9 protein-coding genes are annotated in these 16775 nt (G+C 69.2%); 1 reads left to right on the plus strand and 8 read right to left on the minus strand.

Translation table 11 applies throughout. The features are described from left to right. Positions 1–27: 27 nt before the first annotated feature. The 8 genes from ASF28_RS06755 to ASF28_RS06790 form a co-directional block, all read right to left on the minus strand. Positions 28–951, minus strand: a complete 924-nt coding sequence (locus tag ASF28_RS06755) for an MJ1477/TM1410 family putative glycoside hydrolase (RefSeq protein ID WP_056089327.1) — start codon at positions 949–951, stop codon at positions 28–30. Positions 952–1054: 103 nt separating this feature from the next. After that, on the minus strand, positions 1055–2419 hold the full coding sequence (locus ASF28_RS06760; protein WP_056089330.1) for a polysaccharide biosynthesis/export family protein: 1365 nt from the start codon (positions 2417–2419) through the stop codon (positions 1055–1057). A gap of 29 nt (positions 2420–2448) precedes the next feature. Continuing rightward, positions 2449–3846, minus strand: coding sequence for an exopolysaccharide Pel transporter PelG (gene pelG, locus ASF28_RS06765; protein WP_056089333.1), 1398 nt, complete (start codon positions 3844–3846; stop codon positions 2449–2451). Between the two features lie 2 nt (positions 3847–3848). Further along, positions 3849–5387, minus strand: coding sequence for a GT4 family glycosyltransferase PelF (pelF, locus tag ASF28_RS06770; RefSeq protein WP_056089336.1), 1539 nt, complete (start codon positions 5385–5387; stop codon positions 3849–3851). Then, positions 5371–6387: a hypothetical protein gene (locus ASF28_RS06775; protein ID WP_056089339.1), complete on the minus strand. Its 1017-nt coding sequence runs from the start codon at positions 6385–6387 to the stop codon at positions 5371–5373. Before ASF28_RS06775 ends, pelF begins: the two co-directional genes overlap by 17 nt. Next, the gene (locus ASF28_RS06780; RefSeq protein WP_056089342.1) at positions 6384–7490 is read right to left on the minus strand and encodes a hypothetical protein; all 1107 of its coding nucleotides are present in this window, start codon (positions 7488–7490) and stop codon (positions 6384–6386) included. Before ASF28_RS06780 ends, ASF28_RS06775 begins: the two co-directional genes overlap by 4 nt. Next, on the minus strand, positions 7487–8863 hold the full coding sequence (locus tag ASF28_RS06785) for a hypothetical protein (RefSeq protein ID WP_056089344.1): 1377 nt from the start codon (positions 8861–8863) through the stop codon (positions 7487–7489). The genes ASF28_RS06780 and ASF28_RS06785 overlap by 4 nt, the downstream gene beginning before the upstream one ends. Then, positions 8860–11145: a hypothetical protein gene (locus ASF28_RS06790; protein ID WP_056089347.1), complete on the minus strand. Its 2286-nt coding sequence runs from the start codon at positions 11143–11145 to the stop codon at positions 8860–8862. Before ASF28_RS06790 ends, ASF28_RS06785 begins: the two co-directional genes overlap by 4 nt. A gap of 409 nt (positions 11146–11554) precedes the next feature. Here ASF28_RS06790 and ASF28_RS06795 point away from each other — a divergent pair, with 409 nt between their 5' ends. Beyond that, on the plus strand, positions 11555–16624 hold the full coding sequence (locus ASF28_RS06795) for an Ig-like domain-containing protein (protein ID WP_056089350.1): 5070 nt from the start codon (positions 11555–11557) through the stop codon (positions 16622–16624). Positions 16625–16775 lie beyond the last annotated feature (151 nt).

Below are 16775 nucleotides of genomic sequence, written 5' to 3' on the forward strand. Positions count from 1 at the left end.
ATTTATACTATAGCAAATCAAACACTATCAAGCTTTCGGGATAGCGTCTAGAAGCTTTACTCCGATGAACGGCGTCATTCCAAGTTTTTTGAGCTGAAATCTACATTTGAGCTTTGAAAAGTACGTATCGGCATACTCGATCGCCAGGATCGGAAGGCCGTGCGCCTGGGCCTTGCGCAGGTAGTTCAGACTCCACTGCACGTCGGCGTCGGAATTGGCCTGGCCCGGACCGTGCAGGTTGTAGAGCAGGCTTTCCTTGCTCACGGCGTCGATGGCGGCGAGGTAGGTCTGGCTGAGGAGCAGGGGCTCGGCGTTCTGTCCGACGACGAGAAACCCGGGACGGCGCGCGCGTCCGCGGTCCGAGACGGCCTTCACCAGGGTGATCATCGCCTCCTGCGCCCGCAGGCGTTGATCCGGCCAGTCGCCGTAGGCATCGACCCTGTCGAGGAACACGCCGTCGAACCCGGCCTCGAGGATGCGGTCGAGCGTCCCGCCGGGGCCCAGGAGCATGTCGCGCCAGGCCGGATGCCAGAACCGCACGGCGAAGCTGCCGGGCCAGTTGGCGTTCTCGGGACCGAGCCAGGGTGGCGGGTGCTGGCGCCAATCCGCCTGCCAGTAATCCCGGTAGCTTTCCGCCTCGCCGATGCTGACATAGGCCAGGACGAGGCGCCGGCCACCATCGGGCTTGCGGCGCAGGAGGGCCGTCTGCGCTTCGGTCAGGGGTTTTCCCTGGACCACCGGATCGAGGACGATGAGATCGAGGGGCGAGCGCGCCACCGCGTCGAGGTCGATGTTCTGATACTGGCAGCCCCACCGCTCGACATCGAGGCCGCCGAGCCGGGCCGCCGGCCCCGGTCGCATGACCGCGCCCGTGGCACCGCCGCCGACCAGGGCGGCGGTGCCGAGGCCCACACTCATCAACAGGGCACGGCGGTTGAACTGGATCATCATGGCCGGATACCCCTGAAACGGACGCCTGGACCGGACTTCGACGCAACGGGCGGATTCGTGTGGCGACTGACTTCGAGACTCACTTCGAGATTCACTTCGAGGCCTACTTGGCGACGAACCGTTCGCCGGCCGGGCCCGTCCGGCATTTGGCCGTGCAGACCCGCAGGACGTCGCCCGGTTCGAGGAGATCGGTTTCCCGGGCACTCAGGGTCTCGAAGCCGTCGGCGGTGGCGCGCAGGATCTCGAACACCACGCCGGCGGTCTCGGAATCCCGGCCGGGAGGGCTCGCGAATTCCTGCATCGCCGCCGTCGCGCTCAGGACCGCGGCGGCGCGCTCGGCGTCCCGCACCTCGGCCGCCGCGCTCGCGAGGTCGCGCTCCAGGGTGAGACGGCGGTCGAGATCGGCCTGGACCACGCCCTTGCGGGCGGCTTCGAGGCGCTGCTCGGCCTGGAGCAGGCTGATCTCGATGTCCCGGCGACGCCCCTCCATATCGACGAAGTCCCGCCGCACGTCCGCGACCCGCTCGTTCTCGACGACCTGGCGCGTGAACAGGGCCTCCATCATTTTCAGGCGTTCGCCGCGGACCTTGATCTGGGCGTCGTAGCCCGTCCTGCGTTGCTTGATGAGTTCGATCTCGTCGACGAGGGCGGCGATGGTCGCGTCGCGCGTGGCCCGGACGCTGCCGGCGTTCTGGGCCCGCAGCCCCGCCATCCGTGCCTCGGCCGCGACGAGCCCGTCGATCCCGGCGAGGTGGCGCAGGGCGTCGACCGACTTCGCCAGGGGGGTGCCGTCGCGCTCGGCCGTCAGGGCGGCCATGCGGACGAGGGACGTCTTGACCCGCTCCCGGGCGGCGTCGCGGCGATCGAGCTCGCGGATGGTCTCGATGGCGGGGTTCGACGCCGACGTGGCGAGGTCGCCGCCGGCGAGCGCCGCGGCCTGGACGACGATCATGCCGGGGGAGATCGGATAGGCCCCCGGCGAGCGGACCGCTCCGACGACGTAGACGGGCGAGCGCTGCACGAAGGCGATCGTGATGCTGGCCGTGCGCTGGTAGGTGCGCGTGAACGCCTCGCCGAGGTCGGTCCGGAAATCCTCCATCGACCGCCCGCCGGCGGTGATCTGGCCGAACAGGGGGAAGGTCACCACACCGCCCGCCTCGACGCCGTACTCGCCGGACAGGTCGAGGCGCGGATAGGCGGTCTGGACCATGGGCGGTGATCCGGCCTCCTTGCCGGCCGGGGCGGTGGCGGCGTCGGAGACCTCGATGGTCTCGAAGAGGGTGATCTTCAGGCGGTCGCCGACGTGGAGCAGGTTCCTCGGGGTCCCCTCCGCCACGGCCGGACCGGCGGCGAGGGCCGCCGTGACGATCCAGGCCGCCGAGACCTGCAGCGCCGCGACCCGGGCCACCGAGACCCATGCGGCGGCGCGGGCCGTGCGTGCGATGCGGCGTCTCCAAGAATAGATCATGATCCCCTCCCGTGATGTGGCCAATGGGTTCAGACCGCGGACCGCGTCGCGCTCCCGACGAAGGTGCGGTGATTGATGCTGCGCAGGATGGCGAGAAGCGCCCCGAGGGCGGAGAAGCCCAGGACGATGCAGGCGATCATGTAGCCGGCGGCGGCGAGCCCGAGATCGAACCGCGAGAACACCACCGTCAGGACGCCGAGGCAGGCGACGAACGCGACCTGCAGGGCGGCGTAGAGGCGCGTGGCGTCGAAGTAGATGAGGATCGCCGAGCAGGTCATGAACAGGAACTGGAAGAGGGCTCCCGTCGCGCCCATGCGAAAGAGGGTCAGTTGCTGGAATTCGAGACCGAACGCCTCGATGATCGCCGGGGCCGTCAGGAGAACGATGGTGCAGAGCGCGGTCTGGATCAGGATGATGCCGGTCAGCGTCTTGATGGTCTCGTGCCGGAGGATCGATTCCTTTTCCAGAATTGTCTTCAGGGTCGCGTGCTGGTCGATGGCCCGGAAATAGGTTCGGTAATTCTCGAAGAACGTCGTCTCGACGCTGGTGACGAACAGGGCGAGCGCCGGAACGACGGTGAGGCTCGCGATGAACATCGGGGCATCGTAGAGGGGCGCGTGGATGAGTCCGATGTCGAGGCGCTCGCCGTAGCCGCTGAACCACATGACCCACTTGTCGATCCAGACGCTGAGCCCGCTGGCGAAGGCGCCGAGCGCGAGGGCGGGGCTGATCCGCACCCGCTGGACGACGCGGGCGGTGACGGGGCCGAGGGCGCGGCACGGGGCCGTGAAGGTCGCCATGAACCGCGCCGTCAGGCACACGAAGACCACGAGGAAGCCGAGGGCGAAGCCCAGCATCATCGCGACGGCGCCGAGCTGGCAGAAGGCCGCCGCGATCGCCAGGGTGGTGCCGACCGCGAGTCCGAGGACGAAGCCGATCGTCACCTGGAGGTAGTCGCGCATCGCCCCGCAGAACACGAGGGCGACCCAGACCATGGCGACGAGCTGGGCGCTGGCGATGCCCGCCAGCGCCACGGGGGCCGACGTCGCCATGACGACGCAGAACACGAGGGCGCCGAGCCCCAGGGTCAGGGCGCTGCCGGCCAGCATCGTCAGCAGGAACAGGGCGCGCACGTCGTCGTAGCGCCTCAGGAAGAGGTCGTCGGCGAGAACCCGCGTGCCGATCATCGTCACCGGCGTCGTCGCCACGAGGGAAATCGAGAAGACGTAGACGAGGAGCACCCGGAAGGTGGCGAGCTCCTCTTCCCCGATCACGCCCCGGGTGACCTCGCTGATCATCAGGATGACGAGGACGGTGTAGAGCCAGGGGCCGGCCGCCACGATGGCCGCGTGGACGATGGCCGCCATGGGCCCGAGGAGGTCGTCGCGGCGCCCGAGGCGGCGCAGCTCGAATCCGATGCCGGCCATGGCTAGGACGCCCTCCGGGCGGCGTGATCGCCCGACAGCTGGAGTAGGTCCGCGTAGGTGCGGCGATAGGCGTCGAGGGCATCCTGCGACGCGTAGTACCGGCGCACCCGCGTCCGCAGGGTCTCGCCGCAGGCGTGCCGGAAGGCCGCGTCGCCGAGGAGGCGCCCGACGGCCCCGGCCGTCTGCTGGGGATCGACGAGGGCCGTCACCAGGCCGCCGGCCCCGAGGCCCGGGGACTCGTCGGAGCGCCCCTCGAGGATCTCGCGGCAGGACCCGACATCGGTGGCGACGCAGGGGATTCCCGCCGCCCCCGCCTCCAGGATGACGAGGGGCTGGGCCTCGCTCAGGCTCGTCAGGACCACCACGTGGATGCGCGAGAGGTAGGCGACGATGTTGACCGCACCGGTGAAGACGACGGTATCCGCGAGGCCGCATTCCGCGACGCAGGCCTCGCATTCGGCGAAGTACGCCGGGTCCTCGTCCGTCGGCCCGAGGACCAGGGCCTGCAGGGTGGGAAAGCGGGTACGCAGGATCGCCGCCGCCTCGATGTAGGACTTCACGTCCTTGATCGGGACGACCCGCCCGATGAGGGCGATGGTGGGGGGGGCTTCGGCGGCGGCCTGCGGAAGGCCCTCGAAGCGGGCGACGTCGATGCCGTTGGGGATCACCGCCAGGCGCTCGCCGGGCGCCCCGAGGGCGCGCTGGAGGCGCTGGTTGTCCTCGTAGAGGGTCACGATCCGGGTGCAGGCCTGGTAGCAGATCAGGGCCTGCGCCTCGAAGACCTGCATCCAGATGTCCCGGAGGTCGACCCGGCCGTCGTCGAGGTCCATGCCCTTGTCGACGGTATCGCAGATCCACTCGGCCATGAGGATCTCGACGCGGCGCTCGTTGGTGTAGATGCCGTGCTCGGTGATGAACGCCGGCGATCCGGTCTCGATCACGGCGCGGGCCGCCAGCAGGCCGGCGTACCCCGTGGAGATCGTGTGATAGACGCGGGCACGCGGCAGATCGGAGACCAGCACCGCGAACAGGCCGCCGAACAGGGCGCGCCACGCCCAGAAGAAGTGCAGGAAGGAGGCGTGCGGCATCAGCCGCTCGTACATCCGGCACGTCAGCCGCCACGACAGGGGCGAGACCATCAGGGTCTGGATGGTGAAGGCGTTGCGCGGATCGGCGACGAGCCGCACCAGCCTCTGGAAGGCGGCGAGTCCGCCCCCCGTCACGAGCAGGATGAAGGCGTCGGCCAGCGCCTCCTCCATGCCCTCCGGCCGCGCGGCGTCCCGGCACGACGCCGTCTCGAACGGCCGGTGGAGGGGAAGGCAGCGGAAATCGACGACGTTCGCGGGCAGCTGGTAGCGCGGCTCGCGCGGCGCCGTGTCGGCGACGATGGCGACGATGGCGAAGGTGAGGTGGGGATGGCCCTTGATGAGCCAGTCGACCCAGGTGGAGACCCCCCCCGGCACGAACGGATAGCAGCCTTCGACGATGACGCAGACATCCGCCTCCGGCGGTGTCGCGCGGGGCCTAGCGAGGAAGGGCATCGCGGGTCGCTCCGGGGCGGGCGGGGATGGGGGTCGGACGGCCGACCACGCGGTGCAGGTCGCGCGCGCGGGCCAGTTCCATGAGGCATCGGATGCGCAGGGCGTCCTCGTCGGGCGAACGGGCGCGCGTCGCCTCCAGGGCCGCGCGCAGCTCGTCCCAGCGTCCGAGGCCGGCAAGGAGCCCGAAGACCTGCCGGCGCAGGGGCCTGTCGTCCGGCCGGTCCCGCAGGCCGGGCCGGCAGAGTCCGAGGGCCGCCTCGCGCGCGATCGTGCTCTCCGAAGGGTCGAGGAATCCGCTGTCGGCGAGGAGGGCGAGGCGTTCGGCCCGGGCGGGATCGGCGTCGGCGGGGTCCCCGGCGTTCGGGCAGACCTTCCCGAACTCCGCCCGCAGGGCCGTGCGCAGCTTGACCGAGACGGCGGCGGCGTGGACGCGGATGCTGGGCTCGGCGCTGCACAGGGCCTTGCGCAGCAGGAGCCGGTACTCGGGGAAGTAGGACAGGCCGATCAGGCCGAGCAGGGCCTGCTGCTGCGCCAGGGGACCGTCGAGGACCGTATGGAAGCGGGCGACGGCGTCGGGGCCGGGCCGCCGGGCCCGGCCGTCGACGATGCGGTCGTAGAGGGCCTCCGCCCGGTTCAGGTCCGGCGCGCCCGAGATCCGCCGGTACCAGACCGCGAGATCCGAGGCGGGCACGTTCGTCCGCACCAGCAGGGCATAGAGGACGAAGGTCGCCAGGGTCCCGAACGGGCCGGCGCCGGCGCTGAGCAGCGTCACCACGACGAGGAACGTCTGGTCCCCCGCGAAGGCCGGACGCGCCGTCGCGACGAAGAGGCCGAGGTTGAGGCCATGCCCGACCAGGGCCGCCGGGCCGCTCAGGTCTCCCACGAGGAAGCCCGCGAGGACGAGGGCGTCGACGGCGAGGAGGAGGATGAGGGCCGACGTCGCCCGGGGCGTGAGCCGTGCGGTGAACGGGATGGCGGGGACGGTCTCGATGCCCGTCATGGCGCATGCCCGGCGTGGCATTCGGCGACGGCCGCGCGCTGCGACGCCACGGACGCCGTGGCGAGGTCGCGGATCTCGCGGGTGCAACGGACGATCACCGCCTCCGGAACCTGCCGGTCGAGACGCTCCCCGAGGGCGCCCGCGATCAGCGCCACCGCCTCCGCCGTCGCATCCCGCAGGCGATGCAGGGGCAGGGTCTCGATGACGAGGAGGCCGTGGCTGCCGCCCCGCCAGGCCCGCGGAACCGAGCAGGCGTAGACGCCGAGACCGTCGAGGAGCTCGGCCTGCGACGCGTCGAAGACGCTGAGGACGGCCATCTGCCGGTGGGCGATGGCGTGGACGGAGCCGACCTTGAAGACCGTCTCCACGGTCAGGCGCCCCGGCGTCGCCTCGTCGCGGCTCCCGAGGGACGCGGCGACGTCGTCGCCCTCGACCCGGTAGAACGTCCACGCGGCGCTCCCCATCCAGCGTTCGATGCCGGACCGGAGGAGGGGAAGCGGCTCGGCGGACGGCCCCCCGCGCAGGGTGCTCAGCGCCTCCACGGCGGCCTCGACGGACGAAACCTCCGCGGTCGCGACCTTGCGCTCGCAGCGGGTGAGCTCCTCCTGCAGGTCGAGGGCGTAGGACCCGATGGTGTCGCGCTGCGTCTCCGCCAGGACCAGGCGGTCGTGGATCGACCGGCGGTCCTTGATCTCCCGGCTGCGGAGGCCGCCGACCACGAGGGCGCCGATCATCCACAGGACCGGTTCACGCCAGGTGCGCAGGGAATAGGCGAAGTAATCCTCGGTCCCGGACTGGGCCGGCCATCCGACGACCCAGCTCAGGCAGGCCGCGAAGGCCGCCACGAGGATGCCGCTCGCACTCCCGTACTGTACGCTGATCAGGATGACGGGAATCCAGAACGGATGCGGCGCGATGCGGGCGAGGGATGCGGGGCCGGGGATGATCCATTCGACGATGAGCAGGATCACGAAGATCAGGCCCGCCTCGTAGCGGCCGCGAACGGAGAACAGGGACGCGGCGACGTCGCGCGTCAGGAACCGGAGGAGGGTTGCGGCGCCCGCGGCCCGCAGGGGCGTGACGGAATCGACGGACCATCTCATCGCGTCGCCCGCCCCGTCAGGTTCGCATCGGCAAAATTCGACCGTCGCACGCTCACCCGGCCGATCTCGGCGCCGAGATCGCGGTGCGACGCCTGCAGGCCGGCCGGCAGATCGCCCCGGCGCCGGACCTCGTCGAGGATCTCGAAGCCCCGCAGCGGTCCGAAAGCCGTCCGCAGCAGGCGGGACCAGTCGAGCTGCTCCGGGACGGACAGCGCGCCGGGCTCCGCCGTGGCGAGCAGGTGCTGCGCCAGGGACCGGCGCCCCGTCGCCAGGGCAATGCGCGCGCCGAACACCGGCCGCTCGCGCAGGAGCTCCATGGCCAGGGGCGGCTGGAGCGCGAGGACGACTCCATCGCCAAACTGGCTCGCGAGGGCCTCGGCGAAGGTGGCCTGCGCCGCGGTCTCGGCCGGTCGGGCACGCAGTCGGGCGAACGCGCCCCAGAGGTGGGCCGGGCGTCCGAAGCGTGCGGCGACCTCGACGAAGCTCTGGACCTCCTGCACCGTGAGGCGGGTCTCCGGCCAGGGCCAGTCGGCGAGGACGGCATCGGCCGCCCCGCGGGCGCCCTGTTCGCCCAAGGATTTCGCGAGATACAGGCCGCCATCGGGGTGCAGCGCCGCGCTGGTCCGGGCCAGGCGCGCGGCCACCTCCATCGGCGCGTGGCGGGCCAGGCGCAGGGTGAACCGCGTCGCGAGCCACGGCTTCTTCCAGAGGGCGAGCCAGCCCTGCGCCCGCCGGGCGGCCTCGGCGTGATGCCCGCCCTGGACCAGCAGGGTGAAGAGCAGGGTGCGGCTTCGCTCGCCATCCCCCGCCGCGGCCTCGTCGGCCCGCTTCAGAACCGAGATGGCCTCGGCGTCGCGTCCCTCGGCGGCGAGCAGTTCGGCGAGGCGCTGGACCTGATCGGAATCGAGGGACAGGGCCCGGTCATAGGTCTGGAGGACGGCCCGCTCCTCGGCGAAGCGTCCGGCATACCGGTGCAGGGCGGTGAGGCGGGCCAGGGTCTCGCGGGTCGGTCTCGCCTGGAGACGGGCCGCCAGGGCCTCGGCGAGGCCGTCGGGGTCCTCCGATCCCTCGTAGCGGTTCACGAGCCAATCCAGGGCCGCCGTGTCGTCGGGGCGGGCGAGGCGATAGAGCTCCATGGTCTCGGTCGCACGGGCCGGGTCGCCGAGGGCGTCCTGGAGATGGGCGAGCGTCATCAGCATGTGCGGCGTCGCCCGCCCGTCGGCCAGGACCGTATCGATCTCCCGGGATGCCTCGGCCCGGCGGCCGTCCCGGATCAGCGTCGCGATGCGCTCTTCCGGCCCCGATTGCGCGAGGTAGCCGGCGGCGAGGCAGATCGCCACGATGACCGCCAGGAGAATGCGGGCACTCGTCATCGCGTCGCCTCCGCCGTGGCCACGCGCCGGATCTCGACGCCGAGGGGGGCGATCCCCGCCACCGGAATGCTGAAGCTGAGCCGCCCGTCGACGGACGGGGCGACCTCGGCGCTCCAGAGATCCTCCCCGTTGCGGCGGGCGATCACCCGGTAGGCCCCCGCGGGCACGCCGTCCCAGGCGAAGTCGCCCGGACCGAACCCGCTCGCCTCGTAGCGCCAGTCCGCGCCGGACCGAACGACCTGCCACAGCCGCCAGCGTGCATCGGCGAGGGAAACCACCGCGGGGGCCGGGCCCGCCCCCGTCCACAGGACCACCCGGGCGGGCTCCACGGCGCGGTCGAGGGCGACGTAGAGGGCGTCGCCGTGACGGGTCCGCCCGATCACCCCGACGGAGCGGGACAGGTCGACGTCGATGGCCCCGGCGGCGTCGAAGCGGACGGTCTGGACGGCGCCGCGTCCGGCGACGCTCCAGGCGCCGTCCCCCAGGGCGTCGATGGCGACACCGGGGAAGTCCTGCGCCAGCTCGGCGTAATCCGCCGCCGTGATCGGCGCCACGGGCGCGGTGCGCGCCTCGGCGAGATGGGCCTGGACCTCGCGCAGGGCCGGCTGCTTGCCGAGGGACGCGAGGTGATAATGCAGGCTCGAGCCCTTCAGCCGGCGCGGAATCTCGGTGTTCAGGGCCGTGGTGCGCAGGCCCCGCAGGGCGGCCACCATGGGACGCCACGCCTTGGACCGGGGCAGCTCGTCCGAGGCGACGGCGTAGGTCTGCCGCTCGATCCCGACGGGGCGCGCGATCGGCGCGAGATGGCTGACCGAGGGATAGCCCGGATCGAGGCGGCTCTCGCCGCCGTTGATGTTGAGGAGCCCGAGGCGGCGCGTCGCCGCGATGGCCCCCTCGAACGGTTGCGCGTCCCCGGTCCATTGATAGAGCCGGATCGACTTGTCGGCCGGCAGGAGGGTGCGCGCCGTGGCGAGGGCGGTCTCGGTCTCGATGCGCAGGTCGAAGGGGAAGCGGAAATACTCCCGGGGCAGATCGCGCCCGCCGGCGACGTGACTGTCGATGGCGGTGCCGTATCCCGCCAGATCGAGGAGCCGGCGCAGGCCGAACCGGTCCTGCGGGGCGTCGGCCGTGACCGCCGCCGTCTCCGCGGCCCGGTTCGCCTCCGCGAAGAACGCCCAGCGGTGCGGCCGGGTGTAGGACGCGACGCCGGCTTCGACGTTCGGGCTCGACCAGATCTGCCGCACGAGGTCCGTCGGCGTGGCGTTGCCGCCGAGCAGGGGATCGAGGTCGCCCGGCGTCACGGCCAGGGTGACCGGCAGGTCGGGATAGGCCAGGACGATCTCGTTCAGGAACACCTGCGGAACCAGAACCGGCTCCTGCTTGCGGGCGACGATGACGTCGTTCAACCCGTCGCTGTCGACGTGATGGAAGTAGAGCCGCCGCCCGGACACCGTGGTGACGTCGGGGATCGGCCAGGGCTCCGACCGGAGCGCCCGGGCGAAGAAGGCGAACGGGTCGATGAGCCAGCGCGACCGTCCGAGGCCGCCATCCTCGACGATCTCGAAGCCCGATGCGGCGTAGCCCCCGCGCGGACCCGTGGCGACGACGACGCTCGTCCCGCCGCCCTCGCGCCTGGGAATCGTCAGGTGCAGCCAGGGCTCGACGTCGGACCGCATCGCCGTGACGACGTCGTAGGTCGGCAGGACCGGATCGAGGCCGCGCTCGAACGCGGTCAGCCGCTTCGATACCGGGACGGCTTCGGTGCCGAGGGTGAGCTCGATGGCGCGCCGCTCGTGGCGGAGACCGAGTTCGGACAGGACGGCGTTGATGGCCGGATGGTCGTCCGACCAGAACGCGCCGCCGGTCGATCCGAGGATCACGACGCGGCGGGCCGAGCGCGCCGCGATCCTCGCCCAGGCGAGGTACGGCCCGCGCGCCGCGGGCGGTGCGGCGAACCAGGTCAGGATTCCGGCGTAGCGCGCCACCGCGCCGGGCTCCGGCAGGGGATCGCGCACGTCGCGGTACACGACCGCGTAGCCGAGATGGTTGAGGACGACTTCGGCGTACTTGTGGATCCGCGTCCGGTCCGGCGCCTGTTCTTGCGCCCCGTCGTACAGGGCGAGAATCTCCCTTGCAACGATCTCCTTGGCGACGGTCTCCTTGGCGACGGTCTCCTTGGCGACGGTCTCCTTGGCGACGATCTCCCCGGCGACGGGAGCGGCGGCGGCGGGCATCGCGGCGAGCGCGGCCCCCGCCAGCCAGACGGCGCAGGCCGGGGTCATCAGTGATCCGGCGATCCGCGAACGAAGGTCCCGTGCGCCCCTCCGGGAGCCCATGCCCAGTGCGACGGCCCTGTGCGGAGGGAGCCGGCCCCCATCGCTCGCACCTTTCACATCACCCTCCGCCGCTCAACGACGGCCAAGGTACGCACGCAAGGGGAGTACGTGCCATGTATCAAAAGGCGTAGGCCGTTAACCATTAAGGTTTATATTGCTAACGAATTATTAACGTGCTCTAAAAATCCAGTAATGCCACAAGAAGAATAGATCGTCGTTAGTCTCGAAGACAGGAGATGACGACGCCTCCCGCCTGCGTATTGGCGGAGAATGATTACCGACAATCTCTCGGCGAGATCACATCTACTTTCAGCAGTCGATGCACGATGGAACGCGTCGCACCCCGGAGGACGAGATGGCACACGTGATCGACGGCATCCTTGGCGACTGGACGAAGAACGAGCGGATCGATCTGCCGGGCAAGGGGACGCCAGGCTTCTCCGTCTACGGAACCTCGGAGGGAGGATCCTACGTCTTTGCCCTCCAGGCCCCCGGCGCGCTTCTCACCAACACGACGCTGTGGCTGAACACGGACCGGAATGCGACGACCGGATTCCAGTCTTACCCCGGAGCCGGCACGGGCGCCGAGTATTACGTCCTCTTCCATCCAGACGGAAATCTTTATCTCTACCCCGCCACTGCCTCAGGTCCGACCGGAACATTTACCAAGCTGGAATATACCTTTTCAGATGACCGCAAGACCGTCGAGTTCGCCGTCCCGCATGCCTTGCTCACTCCGGGCGATACCGATTTTGACCTCGATCTCAAGGTCAATATCAATTATAGCGACGCAGCGGGGTCCAAGGCGCAGGCCATTCCGGGCGACTTCCTGACGGCCCCCCTGACCGTTTACGATTCACCGGCCCCGCCAGCCGACGCGCATAAGATCGGCATCGTCTATTCCGCGACTACGGCAGCGCAGTATTTCGGCGGCACGCCCGCCGGTCTCATGGCCTATTCGCAGCTCTTCATGGCGGCCCAAAATCAGGCTGTAGCCGCCGGCCTGTCGTTCGACGTCCTGTCCGAGGGCGATCTGACGAACCTCACCAAGCTCGCCGGATACGATACCCTGGTGTTTCCGTCGTTCGGCAACGTGAAAAAGACCGAGGTCGCGAATATTCAGGACGTCTTGACCGAAGCCGTCTATAAATATGGCATCAATCTCATCACCGCCGGTAACTTAATGACTAATGACGAGGACGGAATTGCTCTAAACTCCGACGCCTATGCCCGCATGAAGACTCTTCTTAACCTAGAGCCCGGCGGCAACACGGGCACCGTTGCCATCGCGGTCAGGGCGAACGACCTGTCGAACCCGATGATCGAGGGCTATAGCGCCGGTGAGACGATCCACAGCTACGCCAGCATGAACTCCAACTATTACAAAAGCGCCGATGGCACGGATGTGAGCCACATCGCGACGATGTCATTCGGCTCAAGCAGCGCCGATGCGGTGATCGGCACGCAGACCGGCGGCCGCAACGTCCATTTCGCCAACGAGAGCTTGCTCGGCGACAACAACATGCTCCAGCACGCGCTGGATTACGTCGAGAAACCGGCGGCGGGGCCCGAACTCAGCCTCAAGATCAGTCGTGCCGCCGCGGTCGTGGCCTCGCGCTCCGACATGGACCAGGCCCAGGAAATCGACGACGTCAACGGTGGGGCGGCACCGAAAGACGGAATCTACGACAAGATGATTCCGATCCTTCAGCAGTGGAAGACCGACTACAATTTCGTCGGATCGTACTACATCGACATCGGCAGCAATTCGCCCGATCAGACGACGAACTGGGCCGTATCCGCCCCGTATTACCAACAGATGCTCGCCATGGGCAACGAGATCGGCTCCCATACCATTTCGCATCCGGCGGATACGAACGTCCTCCTCAAAGACAACCCCACTCTGTTCGCGAAAGAGTTTTCCGAATCGAAATCAATCATTGAAGCCGAACTCAAGATCAACGTCGCTGGCGCGGCGGTTCCAGGCGCACCGGAGTTCCTGCTAACGGCTCAAGCGATCGAACAGTACTATACCTACGTCACCGGCGGCACGACGCTGATCGGCGCGGGCTATCCTGGCGCGATCGGGCATCTCACGCCCGGGGACAGCAAGGTCTACATCGCCCCCAACGTCTCGTCGGATTTCACCCTTATCGGCTACCAACCGGATCCGAACCTTCCACCGAGGACAGCCGCCGAAGCGAGTGCAATCTGGCAACAGGAGTTCAAGACCCTCAGCGCCCATTCGGACCTGCCGGTGATCGTCTGGCCCTGGCACGATTACGGCGTGACGGAATGGCCCTCCGACGGGGTCGCGTCCAAATATTCGACCGCCATGTTCACGAGCTTCATCGACACCGCCTACAATGCCGGCTCGGAGTTCGTCACCCTAGCCGACCTCGCCGAGCGCATGAGCGCCTTCGACACCGCCACGTTCAATTATCAGTTCGACGCCACCGCGAACGCCGTCACGGCAATGGTGGGCTCGACCAGTGCCGGCAAGTTCGCCCTCGACCTCGGAAACGCCGCGACGATCAGGAGCGTCGTCAATACTGCGGATGGCACTGCCTACTACGCCTACGACGCCAACAGCGTGTTCGTCGACAAGGACGGTGGCACCTTCCAGATCAATCTTGGTCCGACCCCGGACGACGTCACGCACATCACCAAGGTGGCCGACCGCGGGGATCTCGTCAGCGTCAGCGGCAATGGGACCAACCTGGACTTCACGATGGTCGGCGAAGGCAAGGTCCTGGTCGACCTCGTCGATCCCAAAGGACGGCCCGTGGTCGTGCAGGACAACGGGGTCACCATAACCGACCCCAAGAAGGTGAGTCTCAACGGCGACAAGCTCCAGATCGATCTGACCGGCCTCGGCCAGCACAAGGTCAGCGTCACGCTGGGTTCGCCCCCGGTCGCGACCAACCACGCACCGACGGTCGCCAACCCGCTCGTGGGCGCGGTCAAGGAGGGCGACGCGAGCGCCGGCTTCAACCTGCTCGCGGGCGCCACCGATCCGGATGCGAACGAGACCACTACCCTCGCAGTCAAAAACCTCACCTACACCATCGATGGGGTCGCCGCGGCGAAGATTCCGGATGGCCTCACCTACAACGAAACCACCCGCACACTCACCGTCGATCCCAAGCACGCCGCTTTCGATCCGCTCCCGCAGGATGTCCCGCGGGTGCTCGTGGCCAGCTACGACGTCACCGACATCCATGGGGCGAAAGCCAGCCCGACCCAGACCCTGACCTTGACGGTGACCGGCACCAACGATGCGCCCAAGGTCGCCGGCGCACTCGCGACCTTGGTCACCAAGGGCGAAACGAGCCCCGGCTTCGATCTGCTCACCGGGGCCAGCGATCCGGACACCGGCGAAACACCCACCCTGGCCGTCAAGACCCTCGTCTACGCCGCCAAAGGCAGCACGGCCTGGGCGGCGCTTCCGGAGTGGATGACCTACGATGACGGGACCCACAAGCTGTCCGTCAATTCCAACCACGCCGCCTTCGCGTCCCTGACGGCGGGCACCGAGCAGGCGTTCGACGTCGGTTACGACATCACGGATACCCACAGCGCCAGCGTCCACCAGACCCTGACCCTGACGGTCAAAGGGGCAGGCACCGTGACGCCTCCGGTGACACCCCCGGTCACGCCTCCCGTGACCCCGCCGGTGACGCCGCCCGCCCCGTCGGGTCCGTCGTCCCCGGCCAGCAACCAAGCGCCCCTCGTCGCCGGCCCGCTGACGGCTTTCGTCATGGAGGACGCCTCCCCGCCCGATGGCTACGACCTGATGGCGGGTGCCAGCGACCCCGATGCCGGCGAGACAAAGTCCCTCACCGTCGAACACCTCGTCTTCTCCACGGATGGCGGCACGCCTTCGGAAATGGCCCCGAAAGGGCTGCACTACGACGCCGCCACCCACATGCTGACCGTCGATCCGTCCGACGCGGCCTTCGATGCCCTCACCGCGCAGGACAAGCGGGTGATCGTGGCGAGCTACGACGTCACCGACATCCACGGTGCCAAAATCCAGCAGACGCACACCCTGACGGTCATGGGCGTCGACGTCGTCACGATGCCGGGGACGGAGCCGCCCGCCCCGCCCTCGACCCCCCCGGATCCGGCCCCGATTCCCTCGGGTCCGTCCTTGCCCCCGCTGGTGACCCCGTCCCAGCCCGCCAACGCCGCGCCCGTGGCCGTCGCTGATTTCGGCTCCGGCGTTGCCTACAAGTCCAACGCCACCGGCAACGTGCTGTCCAACGACAGCGATCCGAACGGCGACGCCCTGCACGTGGGCGCCGTCCAATTCGGCAACGGCGTCGCGGTGGCCCTGCCCGACTCCGGCACCGCCCAGGTGATGGGCCAGCACGGCACCCTCACGATCGCGGCCAACGGCGAGTATCGCTACGTCGCGGCCTCGGCCGGCAGCGATGCGTTCACCTACGCGGCCGTCGATCCGGGCGGCCTCGGGGCCCAAGCGACTTTGCGGATCGACAGTACCCAATCCGCCTCCAATGCGAACGAATCCTTCGCGTTCAAGCTCGGCGAGGCGTCCTTCGACTTCCGTCACGGTCACAGCGTGATGACGGCCCCGGACGGGACGGTGACGGATCTCACGGGCGTCGGCACCATCACGTTCGCCGACGGCACGGTCCAGGTGCGGGACGGCCAGCCCGGGGTCGACGACCTGTACTACGCCGCCCGGAACCTCGACGTCTGGCAGGCCGGGATCGACCCCGACCAGCACTATGCGCAGAACGGCTGGCGCGAGGGCCGGAACCCGAACGCGGAGTTCTCCACGAGCGGATACCTCAACGCCAATTCGGATGTGGCGTCGGCCGGCTTGAATCCGCTGCAGCACTACAACGAGTATGGCTGGAAGGAGGGGCGGAGCGCCGGCCCGGGCTTCTCGGCCGAAGCCTATCTCGCGACGAATCCGGACGTCGGCGCAGCGGGCCTCAACCCCCTTCAGCACTACGAGGAGTACGGCAGGGCGGAGGGCCGGTTCGCCTTCCCCGGTGCCGTCACGGCCGCCAACGGTCACGAAATCCACGGCGACTTCGACGCGACCTACTACCTGGCCCGGAACCCCGATGTCGCAGCCGCGGTGCCGGCCAACCACGACCCCGAGGGCTACGCCTTCCAGCACTACAACACCTACGGATGGCACGAGGGCCGCGATCCGAACGCGTTCTTCTCCACCGACGGCTACCTCGCCGCCAATCCGGACGTCGCGGGGCTGGGCCTGAATCCCCTCCTGCATCAGGAGGAGATGGGATGGCGCCAGGGACGCTCCTCCGGGACGGCGTTCGACAACAACGCCTATCTGGCGGCCAATCCCGACGTGGCGGCGGCGCAGATGGACCCCCTGCAGCACTACCTGCAGTACGGCATGGCGGAAGGCCGGCACCTCGCCTGACCTTCGCGGGTGATCCCCGGGTGGGCGGGCCGTCATCGGCCCTCGCCCACCCGGCGGCCGGCCCGTGAACAGGGGCGGAACGCGCGCCCCGAGGGCCCCGCGGGATGGCGCCCCGGGGAAGGACGCCCGACCGATTCGACGACGATGCCCG

Source organism: Methylobacterium sp. Leaf99 (assembly GCF_001422375.1).
Lineage (GTDB): Bacteria > Pseudomonadota > Alphaproteobacteria > Rhizobiales > Beijerinckiaceae > Methylobacterium.